Raw genomic sequence first — 14,928 nt, 5'->3', positions numbered from 1 at the left:
CTCCTACTTTCTATCATAGTAATCTCCAAACGGTGCTCTTCCTTTTACAATATAACCCTTTTCTACCAAAGTATCTAATGAACTTTTTAAATCCTCTATATCTTTTATTTTTTCCTTATTTACATTAGATAATATACTCATCAAATCAGTTGAATATATTGGTAAAAACTTTTCTATCTCATTATAAATTTCTTCATACTTTTGATCTCTAAAGCTTAAAAGCTCATCAAAAGGATTTTGAGTATGACTTGTAGTTGTATGAGAAAGCCTAATTCTAACTGGTACTGTTCGTCCAAATAATGCAGAGGATATAAATACATCTCCACTTCTTAAATATGGAAGTCTTTTTGCTTCTTCGTTTGTTATGTCGGTCTCCTCCTTTATTGTTGCAATATCAGATGCCCTTACTGTTCTAAATACTAATTTTGTATTTAACTGTGCTGTAACTGTTTCATCTAAAAGAGTTGGGCGCTGTGTTGCTAGTATTAAAAACACTCCATATTTTCTACCCTCTTGTGCAATTTCCTTTATGATTGACTTAGATGGTGTATCATAGCCCTTTGGTGCAAAATTATGACTCTCATCAAAGGCTATTATAAATGGTGGGAAAAAGTCCTTTGCATCTCCCCTTTGAAGAGCATCTCTATACTCTCTTCTTTTATAGTAAAGATTTGAAATTAAATATGTTGAAAATACATTTAATATCTTAATTGGACCTTGTACAACTGCAAGCTTACCTGCCTGTAAACATTTTTCTACTTTTGTAATATCGTTTGTAAATATACCATCCTTCTGAAGCCTTTGAAGTCTCCATAGAACACCATTAATTGATTGAGTTGGAAGGCTACCATACTCTCTAAACAAATCTAGCATTTCATCAAATCTACTTGCATCCATATCTTCGTCGCACTTAGCTTTTCTATCTAATATCTTCTTCTCGCTTCCAATCTCCTGTGCCTCTTTTAATAATGACAGTTTTCTCTCAAAACTAAAATAAGTGTCTCTATTTTTATGAATCTGCTCTATAACATTTGTCATAGAATCAGTTAATGTACCTGCAGATGCTGCTCCAATTAAATTAATTAGATCTCTAGTAGTTAAATTTTCAAATTTTACTCCAACATCTTTACCTATTTCTAAGCATTCAAATTTTCCTATAAAATTATATTGATATTCCTTTTCAATGCCCTGTTGATTATCTTTAAAGTTCATTTCAAAATGGGGATCTAATACAACAGTTGGTATATTTTTCTTCATTAATTCTTCTAATATAACCCTAAGACCAAAGGACTTTCCTGAACCTGAACCTCCAAATATACCTATATGAGGATACTGCTGCATAGATGAAATATCAAAAATAAATGGAACTCCATTTTGTTTTAGTATCTTTCCATCTTGGTATAATAAAAATCTATCCTTTAACTCATCATCCATAGAATCATAAAGTTCTTCTGAACTTTTAATAACCCCTAATATAAGTCCTGAATCTAACTTTGATTTTAAAAGAAGATCCTTAACCTCATAAAATTCTGGTACTCTTACTTCTGAACCAACTTGAATTGGATAATCAGCTTCCACCATAAGCCTTACCTTTGCAATATATATGGTATTATCATCAATACTATATCCTAATGCCTTTAGTGATGCTATAACGTTTTTATCAACAAAATCCCCATTTATATCAAGCGGAATAAACCTATTATATGCACTTGTTTCTACTACCTCACCTCTTAACAACCCCTGTCTTTCATCATTTATAACTAAAATTTGGTTTATCTTGAAAGGATTTTTATCTGAAACAACATACACTTCCTGTTGATTTGTGATTCCAACAACTTGCATAATTAATACCCCCTTTTATTTCTCTTAGGATTAAAATAAACTTCAACTACATCCTTGTCTAAATATCCCTCTACTAGAGCCTTCACCTTTTCATCTGTCATCTTTGCCTCAACATCAACCAAATCAATTATATAAGGTAGTCCTCTAGATTTACAAAATGTAATAGTATATATTAAACTAAGCAAACTATCAGCGTAAAGCTCCTGTTCCTTTAAAAAATCAACACCAATTGCCTGTGGATCTTCCGAAAATCTTGCATAAAAACTCTTTATACCACTATCTTTTTTGCTTGTTTTTATTTCTTTTTTAAAGTAAAGATATTCGCCTATATTTAACATGTTAAATAATATTTCTCTATCGTAAACAACCTCATCATTAATCTTTCCAGATGTTTTTAATATTTCTGCAATATCCTTTGTTTTTACCTCTTCAGTTACCCCTACTATTATCTTACCACTCTCTATAGCTATTTTTTTAAGCTCCTCCCATTCATACGGACAGTCTATTTTATAGTGTAAAAGTGAACCATCCATTAATATAATATTTGCCTCACAATTATTTATAGCATCAACAGCAGCCTTTATCTCTAGTTTAGACATACTTGATCTTCTTTTTATTGCATCCTCTTCCTGAGTCATCTTCTCCTCTAAAAGAGGTGTATAAACATCCTCATACTCAGCCTTATAACCCTTTGTACATAGTGCAACTGCCCTTATAAGAGAAATATAGTGTGGATACAGTCCTCCAAAATTGTTTATACTACCATCAACAGCAACTATACCTTTATCACATGATACACCTTTTATTTCTTCATCACTCAACTTTTTCGCACTTTTAATATTTGCAATATCATTTTTTATAAGATACTCTCTTATTTCTAATTTATTTAAAGATTTATTTTTATCCTTCAATATAACATTTAAATCCTCCAATTTCTTTTTAATATCATTAAACATATTAACTCACCCCTTTAAATATTCTACACTATATTCATAATATTTAAAATAAGGGAGAAAATATAGGTAAGAGCTTACCTATTTGTTAATTAAATTATTTTATTAAATTAATTAGAAATTCTTATACCCTGTTATTGACTTTTACTGGTAACTTTGTTATTATCTAATTAAGAAATGTCGAAGTTTGTTGAAGGAGGGAGTACATATGAAGTCCACAGGAGTAGTTAGAAGAGTAGACGAACTAGGTAGAGTAGTAATTCCAATCGAGCTAAGAAGAACACTAGATATAGCAGAAAAGGACGCTCTTGAAATCTACGTAGACGGAGAAATGATTATCCTTAAGAAATACCAACCAGCTTGCATCTTCTGCGGAGACGCAAGAGACGTTGTAAACTTCAAGGGTAAGAACATTTGCAAAAACTGCTTAGCTGAAATAAAGGCTGAATAATAAAATAGGTGCCACCCAGGTGAAATGTGACATTTTCCAGTTGATTTCCTAATGTCACATTTCACCTGGGTGGCACTTTTTCTATTCTATTGTGTATTTATAAACCTCAGACTTCTTTAATCCCCTTTCCTTTGCAACCCTTTTTATAGCTTCCTTTTTGCTTAATCCTTCATCAACATATTTTTGTATATGCTCTCTTATATCTAAGTCGCTAAATTCCTGTCTTTTTTCTTCTTCTATCTCCTCTTGGCTTTTTCCTTCTAAGACCAAAACATACTCTCCCTTTGGTTCTTTTTCTTTATAAATTTCTATTGCCTCAAGCAACGTACACCTTGTAATCTCCTCAAATCTTTTGGTTAATTCTCTACATATAGCAATTTTTCTATTACCAAAATACTCATATAAATCATTCAGTGTTTTTACTAATCTATGTGGTGCTTCGTAAAATACAATAGTTCTTGTTTCATTTTTTAATTCTTCTAGTCTTTCTCTTCTTTGTTTTCCTTCTCTTTCTAAAAAACCTTCAAAAACAAATCTTCTTGTAGCAAGTCCTGAAACAACAAGTGCATATAAAAAGGCTGATGCACCTGGAATGTGTACTACATTTATAAAATTCTCAATTGCAAGCTTTACTAAATCTTCTCCAGGATCTGAAATGCCTGGAGTTCCAGCATCAGTTACAAGTGCTACACTTTCACCCTTTATTAATCTTTCTATTATTTTAGGCCCAACTTCATATTTATTGTGTTCATGATAGCTTAAGAGAGGTTTTTTAATCTCAAAATGATTTAAAAGCTTTAGTGTCTGCCTTGTATCCTCTGCAGCTATAAAATCCACTTCCTTCAATGTATTTATTGCTCTAAAGGTTATGTCGTCTAAGTTCCCTATTGGTGTTGCAACTAAATAAAGAGTACCTGCCATTTTTAACACCTTCCATAAATCTTTAAAATTTCTTGTGTATAGGTTCCATCATCGTTATAAACATAAAGTGGCTCTTCTATCTTTAAAAAGTCTCCCCCTGCCTTTACAGATTCAATTAAAACCATATTAGGCGCTTTATTTATCTTCGGATGCACAAATCTTATCCTCTTTGGAGTAAATTTATTATTATTTAGTGCAAGTATTATATCTTTTAGTCTTTCTGGTCTGTGTATCATATAGAAACGACCGCCGCCCTTTAAAAGCCTTGAAGCAGAAAAACATAATTCATCTATATTTATTAATACCTCATGCCTTGATATAGCCTTTGTATCTGACATATTTAAAATACCAGAGCTTCCTTTTTTATATGGGGGATTTGATACCACAACATCAAATTGGTTTATTCCAATGTATTTAAAGCAATCTTTAATATCTCCTTCATATATCTTAATTATATCTGTTAATCCATTTAATTCAATACTTCTTCTTGCCATGTCGGCAACATCTTTTTGTATTTCAACACCTATAATTTCTTTAGGTTCATACTTCCCATACACAAGAAGAGGTATAATCCCTGTCCCTGTTCCTAAATCTACTACTCTATCTTTTTTTCTTATAACTGCATAGGACGATAAAAGCACTGCATCAATTCCAAAGCAAAACCAGTCAGGATTTTGTATTATCTTAAGTCCCTTTAATTCAAGATCATCCAGTCTCTCACCAGCTTTAAGCATATGTCCTCCTTTATTTTAAATTTTCTATATGATTTTTTAAATCCCCCTTCTCCATAAATCCTACATGTATAGTATCTATTTTAAACTCCTTATCTATTATAACAGTTGTTGGTATTCCTGTCACACCATAAAGTGCTGCCACATCTGTCTGTAAATCTAAAAGAGGTTTTATATTATAGTTTCTTTCATTTAAAAACTTTATAACCGTATCTTTATCCTCTCCCAAATTAACAAATACAAATTCTACATCAGTATTATTTTTATATTCATCCACCATTTGTATAAAACCTGGAAATTCCGCTCTACAAGGTGGACACCATGTAGCAAAGAAATTTAGTATTATAACTTTTCCTTTATAATCGGAAAGCTTTATTTCTTTTCCTTCTATATCTTTAAGTTTAAAATCTTTTGCACTATCCTTTGCTACTACAACTTTTTCTGTCTCTTGTTTGTTTGTATTATCAGTATCTCCTTTATATGAACATCCCGCTAAAAATAAAACTAATATTGATAATATTATCGCTATTGTCCTTTTCATAATTAAAAACCTCCTAATATATTTGATAGTATATATAGTTTACCAGTAAACAACAATACTCCTGTTAACACTAATATTGTTCCTGTAATTATTTTTATAATATTAGCCCTTCTTAATATATAACGTGAAAAATTCTTAGATTTATCAGCAAAGATTGAAAAAATTAAAAATGGTGCAAGAAGACCTAAAGAATAAACTAAAAGATAATAAGCCCCTATTAAACTTGACTGCCTACTTGCTGCAAGCATTAAAACACTTGAAAGTATAGGACTTATACAGGGAGTCCACCCAACAGAAAGGCTTACCCCTAATAAAAAGGAAGAAACTAAACTTCCTCTTTTGTAATTAAAATCTAGTTTAAATTCTCTGTTAAGAAATTCAAATTTAATAATACCTGTGTAAAATAATCCCATTATTATTATAAAAATACCCAATACTTTATTTATAATACTTCTATTAATTAACAAAAATCGTCCTATAGATCCTGATAAAGCTCCTAAACTTGTAAACATTATTGTAAATCCTAAAATGAATGCCATTGTATTGTAAATAGTTCTTTTTTTGTTTGCTGCCTCTCCTGAAATGTAGCTTAAATAAATAGGGATAAGTGGTAAAAAGCATGGGGAAAGAAATGATAGTAAACCCTGTGAAAATACAATTAAAGTTGACAGCCTTTCCATAACACACCTCCATCAGATTTATATATACCCTTGTACGGTATATTTATATATTATCATATTTATATTTATAAATCCATATTCATATCATAGTAAAAACTTTTAATTTTATTAAAAAAATAGCAGGCATCTTTTAGATACCTGCTATAAAATTAAAAAAGGCCTTTCGGCCTTTTTTAGTATGTAGATTATTCTTGAACAGGTGCTCCTACTGGGCAAACATTAGCACAGTTTCCGCAGTCGATGCAAGCATCTGCATCAATTACATAGATTGAATCTCCTTGGCTTATGCAGTTAACTGGGCATTCTGAAGCGCATGCTCCACAGTTAACACAAGCGTCAGTAATCTTGTATGCCATAAGTTTCACCTCCCGCAAACTTCTATTCCTATTTTAACACTAATTTTTAAATCTGAAAAGTACATATATCACTAATTATTGGCATTATTCATCTAAAAGACTATTAATATCTACATCAGATTCATCTAATTCTTCAATTTCTGACTTAATTTCATCATCAGATATTTCTCTATGTTCATACTGTCCTTCTATTAACTCTATATCGTGGATAGAGTAGGTTTTAATTTCAACATCATCAGGTGTCCTTAGTTTAACTTTTACACTTTCTCTAATTATGCTATTTTCTATAACTTCTCCCTCTCCATCAGGAGTTTTCACTATAGAACCTACAACAGGAGTTATCTTTCTTATTTCTTCATACGTTTCCTGTTCATAGTTTAGACAGCACATCAATCTACCACATACTCCAGATATCTTTGATGGATTTAAAGATAAGTTTTGTTCCTTTGCCATTTTTATAGAAACTGGCTCAAACTCTCCTAAAAATGTTGCACAGCACATTGGCCTTCCACAAGGTCCAAGTCCTCCTACCATTTTTGATTCATCTCTTACTCCAATCTGCCTTAATTCTATTCTTGTTCTAAATATTGCAGCCAAATCCTTCACAAGCTCTCTAAAGTCAATTCTTCCGTCTGCAACAAAGTAAAATATAACTTTATTGTTGTCAAAGGTATACTCAACATCAATTAACTTCATTGGAAGGCCATGCTCTTGTATTTTTTTAAGACAAATATTAAAAGCATCCTCTTCCTTTGCTTTATTTTGAAGATTTTTAAGCTTATCCTCCTCTGTTGCAACCCTTATCACCTTCTTTAATGGTGCAACTATTTCCTCTTCTGGAACATCTCTTTTTCCTATAACAACTTCTCCAAATTCTATACCTCTTGCTGTTTCAACAATTGCAAAATCACCTTTATTTATGTCAAGCCCATCTGGATCAAAATAATATATCTTACCAGCTCTTTTAAATCTTACTCCTACTACTGTAACCATATTAAACCTCCTGCATTGACAAAAGTAGCGATGTTATGGCCATTTGAAAATTTGCATTTTTATCTATGTTACCCTTTGTATTTAAAATGATTTCTAATAGTCTATTTAATTTTTCATTTGATAAAACTTCACTTAAGTTTCTAATTAGATCAATCTTGTCTATATTTAAACAGTGAGTTTCTTTTAAAGTGTTTTTAAATACAGATATATCCCTAATAAGTGATATTATAATATCAAACACAGCCTCAATATTATCTTTGTTTGCAGTAAAAAAATCCTCTATCATCATAAAATCTAATGGATTAAACTGAACCATTTTGGTAAACACACTACATGTTTCATCTCTTAAAATTTGATACCTGTTATCAAGCATTTTAAGAGCATTTCCTATTATACCATCACTTAAATTTGAAAATAGCTCTGCCTTTTTTTCTTCAACATTTATACTAATTAAATAATTTTTAACCTTCTCTATTGGAATTCTGTTTAATTTATATATCTGGCATCTTGATTTTATTGTGTCTAATATTAAATTTATATTCTCTGCAAGCATTATAATAGTTGTATCTAATGGTGGTTCCTCTAAAGTTTTTAAAAATGCATTCTGCCCTTGAATAGTTATAAAGTCAGCTCCTTTAATTATTACAACTTTTCTGTCTCCTTCATAAGGTTTAGTATTTATCTTTTCACTTAAACCTCTTATATCATCAACACCTATACTGTTTTTAGGTGCAATTTCAATTACATCTGGATGATTTTTATTTTTTACTCTGATACAATTTGAACACACACCACATGGTTTATTTTTAGAAGTACAAAGTATATAAGAAGCCATAAACCTTGCAAATACACTTTTGCCCACACCATCTGGCCCTGTTATTATAAAAGAATGGGCAAGCATGCCTTTATCAGCTGTTTTTAAAAAAAGTTCAATTTGAGCATCCTGCCCTACAACCTTTATCATACAATCACTCCATTATATTCTCTCAAATCTTTCAACATCTAAAACAAAAACAGTTGCACCTCCAATTGTTACCTCAACAGGCGTTGGAACAAATACTCCTGTTGCCCCAACCATTGGAGATGGCATAGAAACTACTCCCTTTCTTGTTTTGCATACGTCCTGTATTATTGATAATACACTATCTACACTTTCCTTTTCAACTCCTATTAAAAGAGTAGTATTACCAGCCTTTAAAAATCCCCCTGTTGTTGCAAGCTTTGTAACCTTAAATCCTCCCTCAGTTAAATTATCTATAAGTTCCATAGCATCCTCATCATGTACAATAGCAATAACAAGCTTCATAATTATTCCTCCCTCAATAAACTCTCAACTACCCTAACTATTCTATTATGTATATCATCGATATCTAAAGTAGCATCAATTTCAAATATGTTTTTTCGTCTCTCCTTTAATCTATTATATCCTTCATACACCCTATTGTGAAACTCTAACTTTTCCATTTCTAACCTATCAAGCTCTCCTGACTTCTTTTTCCTCTTTATACCTTCCTCTGGAGTAAGCATAAGAAGAAATACCACATCTGGAACTAATCCTCTAGTTGCTATATTATTTATAGCTTCTATCTTATCTTCTCCTAAACCTCTTGCATATCCTTGATAAACAATAGAAGATTCTACAAATCTATCACAAATAACAATCTTACCTTGATCTATACTTGGAAGAATTAACTGCTTTACATGTTGCGCCCTTGAGGCTGCATATAAAAGTGCTTCACATATATCATCCATCTCTTTATTTTCTACATCAAGTATAACATTCCTTATCTTCTCCCCTATAGCTGTTCCCCCTGGTTCTCTAGTCAAAACTACATCATAACCTTTAGAAGTTAAATACTCCTTAAGCATATTTATCTGTGTTGTTTTTCCTGCACCATCTGGTCCCTCAAATGTTATAAAAAGTCCCTTCAAACAAATCACTCCTTAACAACATAAATATACTCTGCATTTTTATCACTAATCCCATTTAAAGCTATCTTCCCTCTATTTTCATTAATAAAATGTATTATATCTTCTGTTATTTCTTCTCCTGGCATTAATATTGGAACCCCTGGCGGATATGGTACAATCATCTCTGCACTAACTAATCCCTTGGCATTCTTTAATAAAACCCTCTCCTTTTTACTGTAATATGCACTTCTCATGTTCATGCGAATTTTATATTTAACATCTGCGTAATTTATATTTTGTTTATTGCCTTCTAAATATTTATTTTTTATATCACAAAGAGCCTTATATAGATACTCATAATAGTCTTCCTTATCAAACATACTTCCTATTAATACAATGTTTTTATTATCTGACATCTCAACTTGAATTTTATATTTTTTTCTTAATATCTCATCTAACAAATATCCACCTATATTTGATGATATAACTATTCTTGTTGTGTCTATATCTTTTATATTATATCTTCCTATTCTATCTAAATTAATTGAATCAAAACCAATAATTTTTAATCGTTCTCTTAATTTATTTGCACTTAAAATTGTCCTTTCTATAAGTTCAGTGCCTTTTTTGTTCATAATATTAACTGCTGCATCTATTGATGACATAAGTACATAAGAAGGACTTGTTGTTTGAAATATACTAAGCATAAATTTTATTCCTGTAATATCCACATTATTCACATTTAAAATTGAACATTGCGTAAGTGCTGGAGTTGTCTTATGAAGGCTATAAACTACTGCATCTGCACCAAGTTCAATTGCATCCTCTGGTAGTTTGCTTGAACATTTAAAATGAGCACCATGGGCAGAATCTATTAAAACGTACATCCCTCTTTTTTTAGCCTCTTGTATAACCCTCTTTAAATCAAAACATGTACCATAATATGTAGGATATGTAAGTACAATAGCCTTTGCATCTAAGTTGCTATCCATTACATCTAAAATTTGTTCAATATCCAATGAAACAGGTATATGAAATTCTTCATCTATAACAGGATTAACATATACAACATCTAAATCTCCTAACATACAGGCTGAATATACAGACCTATGACAATTTCTCTGTACTATTATTTTATCTTTTGGCTTTAAAAGACCTAAAATCATACTATATATACCTGCTGTAGAGCCATTAACTAAAAAAAAGCTGTGTTCTGCTCCATAAAACTCCTTTGCTCTATCCTGTGCATTTTTTATTATACCATTTGGAACATGAAGATTATCTGTTCCCTCAACCTCTGTCACATCTATTGAAAATAAATGTTCTCTAAGCCTTTCAAGTTCATCAAATTCAAAGGTATTTCCTTTATGTCCAGGCATGTGAAACCTTACATCAACTTCTTGTTTATATTTAATTAAATCATCTATTAAAGACAACTCTATTCCTCCTTTAAATTATTATTTATATTATAGCAGAAATATCAAAATATAATAAAGTAATACTCTTACATAATTTATTAACAAATATCAAAAAATAATATAAAAAGTTTGAGGAGTGGTATTATGAGTAAAACTGTAATACGTGAACTTGTTACAGGTTATGTTGAAAATCTTAAAGAAAGGATACGCTCAATTGTTCTTGAATTATATAAATGTAGCGACGCACAAAAATGTGAAGGTATTGCATATACATCACTTGTTAATCTGCTTAAGGAGGAAGGTTTTGAAGTTTCAGATATACCTGAGATACCAAATGGGTTTGTTGCAAAATATGGTAGTTCTGCTCCAAATATAGCTTATCTATGCGAATATGATACAGTTGAAGGTCATGGTTACATAAACGGACATAATATACAATGTACTATGAATGTTTTAGGTGCAATAGGTTTAAAAAGGGCCATAAATGAAATTGGTGGAAGTTGTACAGTATTTGGCTGTCCGTCAGAAGAAAAAAATCCAACAAAAATAAAACTTCTTGAGAATAATTATTTTAATAATATAGATGCAGCACTTTGTGCACATCCATACACAAAAACACTTGAAAGTGGTTCTTCACTTTCAATGCTTATATCCAATATGCAATTTAAGGGATATTCTTCATCTGCACTTGTTAATTTTGATAAAGGCATAAATCCAATAACACCTGCAGCAGTTACTATTTCCTCAATTGAAGCAATAAAATCTAAGTACAAAGAACATATATACATAAACTATACCATCACTGATTGTATGGATGATATATGCAAGGTTGCAGAAAAAAGCTGCGTAAAGATATTAATTAAGTCTGATCAAGATAAACTAATAGACTTTGCTCAAGACGATATTTTAGATATAGCAAGGCTTTATTCTAAAATATATAGATGTGACTTTGAATACTCTACTTTGGCAAGATATGTACCATTTAAAACTCATTCAGAACTTTCTAAGATTTTCTGCCACAATCTTAAGGAAAAGGGAATTGTTGATATACACGGTCCTATGATTATGAGCCAAAGCTTAGACATGGCTAATCTTAGCTACAAGATACCATGTATACACCCATACATTGGCATAACACAGGATAACATTGAATTCTATTCCAAGGAATTTGCAGATGCAACAATAAAGGACTTTGCAATTGAACAGTTAGTTAAAACTGCAAGTGCCCTTGCCCTTACTGGAATAGATATAATTGAAAATACAAAAATAATAAGCCACTAGCTAGCTAGTGGCTTTTTCTTCAAAAGGCTATTAACCTTATTTATAAATTTTGTACTTGGTTCAAAACAAAAGCTATACATCTTACCATCCATTTTATAAATAACTCTATATATATTGTTTTGTTTATTTGAAAAACAGAATTCTTTATATTCTATGTCGTCACAAATCTTATCTATAATTTTTTCAACCTTTATTATTTGCTTTATATCTATGCTTAACTCCACTCTTCTTTTATCTCCATCAAATCTTTCTATAATAAGTTCATCATCTATTATTTGATATCTATAGCGTCTTTTACACTTTCTCCATATCTTAAATTGAACAAATATTAGTGCTGATACCAAAAGAGTAATAACATAATGAAAATTATTTAAGTACTTTCTTAAATCACTTAATATAACCACAAAGTTAAGTATACACAAAATAGTAATTAATGGTAACAAAATTTTCGCAAACCTCTTTTGTTTGTATTCAACTACTTCTCTGTATAAATACCCCATATCTATCTCCTTCTCTCTAAGTTTAACAAAGAGATTATATGATATATCTTAAAATATTGCCACATCCAAAAGAGGTTAAAAAACTAGACAAACTATTAAAAAACGCTATTTATATAAATTGTTATGTTCTATTATAGTTATATATAATATATCTCACTATAGTTTTGTTTTTCTCCATATTATATTTGTGCACTTTTTAACAATCCTGTTATTAAACATTATAAACCCATATCCCCATAAAAAATACATTTTAATATATTTTTCATTTCATCAAAACTAACTTTTACTGGGTTTACCCTTGTAGATCCCTTTAATGAATTTGATGTAATTTCTTCTATGTTTTCAAAAAAATCATTTTCGTCTATCCCTAAATCTTTAAAGGATAATGGTATATTTAAGCTTTTATTTAAATCAATAACACTATTTATAAAACTATCTGAACCTATTAAGCTAGCTAAATAGTTTAATCTTTGATCTACCTCAAAATCCCTAGAATTATACTTTAAAACATAGGGTAGGCATATTGCATTTAAAAGGCCGTGTGATAGATTATATTTTCCGCCTATTGCGTGGGATATACCGTGTGCCATACCAAGCCCTACATTTGAAAAGGCACATCCAGCCATACACTGATATTTATGTACCTTATCTCGTGCTTTTTTATCACCGTTGTAAGATAGGACTAAATATTTAAATATTCCCTTTACTGCACCCTCTGCTAAAACCTCTGTAAACTCATCTATATTTTTGTTTATGTAACATTCTACAGCGTGTGTTAATGCATCCATTCCTGTTTCAGCAACAACTTCCTTTGGCATTGAATATGTCAAAGTAGAATCTAATATTGCATAATCAGGTATAAAGGCATCTGATTTTAGACCTATCTTTATATCCTTGTCTTTATACGTTATAACTGATGCCCTTGTAACCTCTGTTCCTGTTCCTGAAGTTGAAGGTACTGCAATAAACTTTGTCTTATATCTTACCTGTGGTAAAGTTATTCCCTCTACTTTTTCTATGTCTAAATCATATTCATAAAACAGTGCCATAGACTTTGCTGCATCTATAGGAGAGCCTCCCCCTATACCAATTACAGTATCTGGGTTAAATTTTTTCATTTCTTCTACTCCTAATTTTACAACTTCTGTTGTAGGGTTTTTATTAACTCCTTTAAAAATGTGTACTTCTGCACTTTTTTCTTTTAATATACTCATAAGTTTATCTATAGCTCCATTTTCAAACATTGACCTACCACCAGTTACAATAAACACCCTTTTAAAATCTATATTCTTTATATATTCAATTGAATTTTCACCAATTATAATACTTTTTCCGTGAAATTTAAGCTCCTTCATCCTATCACCCCCAATATCTTTTTTAATATTATATCACAAAATAAATTAAAAAAGAGGGTATTTCTACCCTCTTTTCTCTTATAGCATTTTTGCTAACATACTTCCAAGAAGCACTCCAAGTACCCCTACTACACCAGGTAATGTTGGTGGTGCTGGTAGTGGTAAATTCATCTTCTTAAATAGAGCACCTAATATCATACCTGCAACTGTTGCTAATAGTATTGTCATCATTTCACTTTCCCTCCTTTAATTATCTTGAAATCTTATCAATTACAACTGAACCAAGCCATACACCAAAGATACCCATGAAGGCATCAATAGTTGGTGGTGCTGGCACAGGTAGGGAAAGCTTTTGGAATATAAATCCAACAATCATTCCTGTAAGCAGTGATAATACTACAAGCTTTGCCTCCTTCAATGCTCCTTTCTCCTTTCAATCATAAACCCTCCGCCCACCCTAGCTATTATATTTTATATTGTCTCACGACGTTCTGAACCCAGCTCGCGTGCCGCTTTAATGGGCGAACAGCCCAACCCTTGGGACCTACTTCAGCCCCAGGATGCGACGAGCCGACATCGAGGTGCCAAACCTCCCCGTCGATGTGGACTCTTGGGGGAGATCAGCCTGTTATCCCCGAGGTAGCTTTTATCCGTTGAGCGATGGCCCTTCCACTCGGTACCACCGGATCACTAAGCCCGACTTTCGTCACTGCTCGACTTGTCAGTCTCACAGTTAGGCTCCCTTCTGCCTTTGCACTCTACGCGCGATTTCCAACCGCACTGAGGGAACCTTTGGGCGCCTCCGTTACTCTTTAGGAGGCGACCGCCCCAGTCAAACTGCCCGCCTAACAATGTCCCGTGACCAGCTTCATGGCCTCCGGTTAGAGCTTCAGTATCATCAGGGTGGTATCCCAACGGCGGCTCCATAGCGCCTGGCGACGCTACTTCTCAGCCTCCCACCTATCCTGTACAGACAATACCGAAACTCAATGCTA

Annotated in this window: 18 protein-coding genes and 1 rRNA gene; 2 read left to right on the top strand and 17 right to left on the bottom strand. The window is 31.8% G+C overall.

Annotated features, from left to right (window positions below; all coding sequences use genetic code 11):
• Positions 1-3: 3 nt before the first annotated feature.
• Together TCEL_RS00695 and TCEL_RS00690 are read right to left on the bottom strand one after the other, a co-directional pair.
• Positions 4-1,842: an ATP-binding protein gene (locus TCEL_RS00695; RefSeq protein ID WP_018660113.1), complete on the bottom strand. Its 1,839-nt coding sequence runs from the start codon at positions 1,840-1,842 to the stop codon at positions 4-6.
• Positions 1,843-1,844: 2 nt separating this feature from the next.
• Positions 1,845-2,798, bottom strand: a complete 954-nt coding sequence (locus TCEL_RS00690) for a DNA double-strand break repair nuclease NurA (RefSeq protein WP_018660111.1) — start codon at positions 2,796-2,798, stop codon at positions 1,845-1,847.
• A 205-nt stretch (positions 2,799-3,003) separates the two neighbouring features.
• Here TCEL_RS00690 and TCEL_RS00685 point away from each other — a divergent pair, with 205 nt between their 5' ends.
• Positions 3,004-3,246 (top strand): AbrB/MazE/SpoVT family DNA-binding domain-containing protein, encoded by a 243-nt coding sequence (locus tag TCEL_RS00685; protein ID WP_018660109.1) that lies wholly within the window; start codon positions 3,004-3,006, stop codon positions 3,244-3,246.
• A gap of 81 nt (positions 3,247-3,327) precedes the next feature.
• Here the strand turns inward: TCEL_RS00685 and rsmI are convergent, their stop codons facing one another.
• From rsmI to TCEL_RS00635, 10 genes are all read right to left on the bottom strand, one after another.
• Positions 3,328-4,167 carry a 16S rRNA (cytidine(1402)-2'-O)-methyltransferase gene (gene rsmI, locus TCEL_RS00680; RefSeq protein ID WP_018660108.1) on the bottom strand — a complete coding sequence of 280 codons (840 nt, stop codon included), beginning with the start codon at positions 4,165-4,167 and terminating at the stop codon, positions 3,328-3,330.
• Positions 4,168-4,169: 2 nt separating this feature from the next.
• Positions 4,170-4,901 carry a tRNA1(Val) (adenine(37)-N6)-methyltransferase gene (locus TCEL_RS00675; RefSeq protein ID WP_018660107.1) on the bottom strand — a complete coding sequence of 244 codons (732 nt, stop codon included), beginning with the start codon at positions 4,899-4,901 and terminating at the stop codon, positions 4,170-4,172.
• A 10-nt stretch (positions 4,902-4,911) separates the two neighbouring features.
• Complete coding sequence (locus TCEL_RS00670) at positions 4,912-5,439, bottom strand: TlpA family protein disulfide reductase (RefSeq protein WP_018660106.1); 528 nt, start codon at positions 5,437-5,439, stop codon at positions 4,912-4,914.
• Positions 5,440-5,441: 2 nt separating this feature from the next.
• A complete protein-coding gene (locus TCEL_RS00665) occupies positions 5,442-6,119 on the bottom strand; it encodes a cytochrome c biogenesis CcdA family protein (protein WP_018660105.1) in 678 nt (225 codons plus the stop codon).
• Positions 6,120-6,304: 185 nt separating this feature from the next.
• On the bottom strand, positions 6,305-6,475 hold the full coding sequence (locus tag TCEL_RS00660; RefSeq protein ID WP_018660104.1) for a DUF362 domain-containing protein: 171 nt from the start codon (positions 6,473-6,475) through the stop codon (positions 6,305-6,307).
• Positions 6,476-6,559: 84 nt separating this feature from the next.
• Entirely contained in the window at positions 6,560-7,468 is a 909-nt protein-coding gene (locus TCEL_RS00655) for a PSP1 domain-containing protein (RefSeq protein ID WP_018660102.1), read from the bottom strand.
• Position 7,469: 1 nt separating this feature from the next.
• A complete protein-coding gene (locus TCEL_RS00650; protein ID WP_018660100.1) occupies positions 7,470-8,432 on the bottom strand; it encodes a DNA polymerase III subunit in 963 nt (320 codons plus the stop codon).
• A 12-nt stretch (positions 8,433-8,444) separates the two neighbouring features.
• A complete protein-coding gene (locus TCEL_RS00645) occupies positions 8,445-8,774 on the bottom strand; it encodes a cyclic-di-AMP receptor (RefSeq protein ID WP_018660098.1) in 330 nt (109 codons plus the stop codon).
• Between the two features lie 2 nt (positions 8,775-8,776).
• On the bottom strand, positions 8,777-9,400 hold the full coding sequence (gene tmk / locus TCEL_RS00640; RefSeq protein WP_018660096.1) for a dTMP kinase: 624 nt from the start codon (positions 9,398-9,400) through the stop codon (positions 8,777-8,779).
• 5 nt (positions 9,401-9,405) lie between these two features.
• A complete protein-coding gene (locus TCEL_RS00635) occupies positions 9,406-10,815 on the bottom strand; it encodes an aminotransferase class I/II-fold pyridoxal phosphate-dependent enzyme (RefSeq protein ID WP_018660094.1) in 1,410 nt (469 codons plus the stop codon).
• 126 nt (positions 10,816-10,941) lie between these two features.
• Here TCEL_RS00635 and TCEL_RS00630 point away from each other — a divergent pair, with 126 nt between their 5' ends.
• Positions 10,942-12,078, top strand: a complete 1,137-nt coding sequence (locus TCEL_RS00630; protein ID WP_018660091.1) for a zinc-binding metallopeptidase family protein — start codon at positions 10,942-10,944, stop codon at positions 12,076-12,078.
• Here the strand turns inward: TCEL_RS00630 and TCEL_RS00625 are convergent.
• From TCEL_RS00625 to TCEL_RS13085, 5 genes are all read right to left on the bottom strand, one after another.
• The gene (locus TCEL_RS00625; RefSeq protein ID WP_018660090.1) at positions 12,075-12,578 is read right to left on the bottom strand and encodes a hypothetical protein; all 504 of its coding nucleotides are present in this window, start codon (positions 12,576-12,578) and stop codon (positions 12,075-12,077) included. The two genes, TCEL_RS00630 and TCEL_RS00625, sit on opposite strands and share 4 nt — an antisense overlap.
• Positions 12,579-12,796: 218 nt before the next feature.
• Positions 12,797-13,933, bottom strand: coding sequence for an iron-containing alcohol dehydrogenase (locus TCEL_RS00620; protein ID WP_018660088.1), 1,137 nt, complete (start codon positions 13,931-13,933; stop codon positions 12,797-12,799).
• 78 nt (positions 13,934-14,011) lie between these two features.
• Positions 14,012-14,164 (bottom strand): XapX domain-containing protein, encoded by a 153-nt coding sequence (locus TCEL_RS00615; RefSeq protein WP_040683698.1) that lies wholly within the window; start codon positions 14,162-14,164, stop codon positions 14,012-14,014.
• 19 nt (positions 14,165-14,183) lie between these two features.
• Positions 14,184-14,351: a XapX domain-containing protein gene (locus TCEL_RS13090; RefSeq protein WP_084739252.1), complete on the bottom strand. Its 168-nt coding sequence runs from the start codon at positions 14,349-14,351 to the stop codon at positions 14,184-14,186.
• A gap of 18 nt (positions 14,352-14,369) precedes the next feature.
• Positions 14,370-14,928, bottom strand: a 23S ribosomal RNA gene (locus TCEL_RS13085); the annotation flags it as partial.

Source organism: Thermobrachium celere DSM 8682 (genome assembly GCF_000430995.1).
GTDB lineage: Bacteria > Bacillota > Clostridia > Clostridiales > Caloramatoraceae > Thermobrachium > Thermobrachium celere.
Note: the sequence above shows the minus strand (reverse complement) of the source record. Positions and strands in the feature narration are given on the sequence as shown.

What these genes read in the sequence shown, in the direction of transcription:
- TCEL_RS00650 (WP_018660100.1), bottom strand. Translation starts at nt 8,432, where the DNA reads ATGATAAAGGTTGTAGGGCAGGATGCTCAAATTGAACTTTTTTTAAAA.
- TCEL_RS00675 (WP_018660107.1), bottom strand. Translation starts at nt 4,901, where the DNA reads ATGCTTAAAGCTGGTGAGAGACTGGATGATCTTGAATTAAAGGGACTT.
- TCEL_RS00685 (WP_018660109.1), top strand. Translation starts at nt 3,004, where the DNA reads ATGAAGTCCACAGGAGTAGTTAGAAGAGTAGACGAACTAGGTAGAGTA.
- TCEL_RS00655 (WP_018660102.1), bottom strand. Translation starts at nt 7,468, where the DNA reads ATGGTTACAGTAGTAGGAGTAAGATTTAAAAGAGCTGGTAAGATATAT.
- TCEL_RS00625 (WP_018660090.1), bottom strand. Translation starts at nt 12,578, where the DNA reads ATGGGGTATTTATACAGAGAAGTAGTTGAATACAAACAAAAGAGGTTT.
- TCEL_RS00645 (WP_018660098.1), bottom strand. Translation starts at nt 8,774, where the DNA reads ATGAAGCTTGTTATTGCTATTGTACATGATGAGGATGCTATGGAACTT.
- rsmI (WP_018660108.1), bottom strand. Translation starts at nt 4,167, where the DNA reads ATGGCAGGTACTCTTTATTTAGTTGCAACACCAATAGGGAACTTAGAC.
- TCEL_RS00660 (WP_018660104.1), bottom strand. Translation starts at nt 6,475, where the DNA reads ATGGCATACAAGATTACTGACGCTTGTGTTAACTGTGGAGCATGCGCT.
- TCEL_RS00615 (WP_040683698.1), bottom strand. Translation starts at nt 14,164, where the DNA reads ATGATGACAATACTATTAGCAACAGTTGCAGGTATGATATTAGGTGCT.
- TCEL_RS00690 (WP_018660111.1), bottom strand. Translation starts at nt 2,798, where the DNA reads ATGTTTAATGATATTAAAAAGAAATTGGAGGATTTAAATGTTATATTG.
- TCEL_RS00620 (WP_018660088.1), bottom strand. Translation starts at nt 13,933, where the DNA reads ATGAAGGAGCTTAAATTTCACGGAAAAAGTATTATAATTGGTGAAAAT.
- TCEL_RS00630 (WP_018660091.1), top strand. Translation starts at nt 10,942, where the DNA reads ATGAGTAAAACTGTAATACGTGAACTTGTTACAGGTTATGTTGAAAAT.
- TCEL_RS00695 (WP_018660113.1), bottom strand. Translation starts at nt 1,842, where the DNA reads ATGCAAGTTGTTGGAATCACAAATCAACAGGAAGTGTATGTTGTTTCA.
- TCEL_RS00665 (WP_018660105.1), bottom strand. Translation starts at nt 6,119, where the DNA reads ATGGAAAGGCTGTCAACTTTAATTGTATTTTCACAGGGTTTACTATCA.
- TCEL_RS00670 (WP_018660106.1), bottom strand. Translation starts at nt 5,439, where the DNA reads ATGAAAAGGACAATAGCGATAATATTATCAATATTAGTTTTATTTTTA.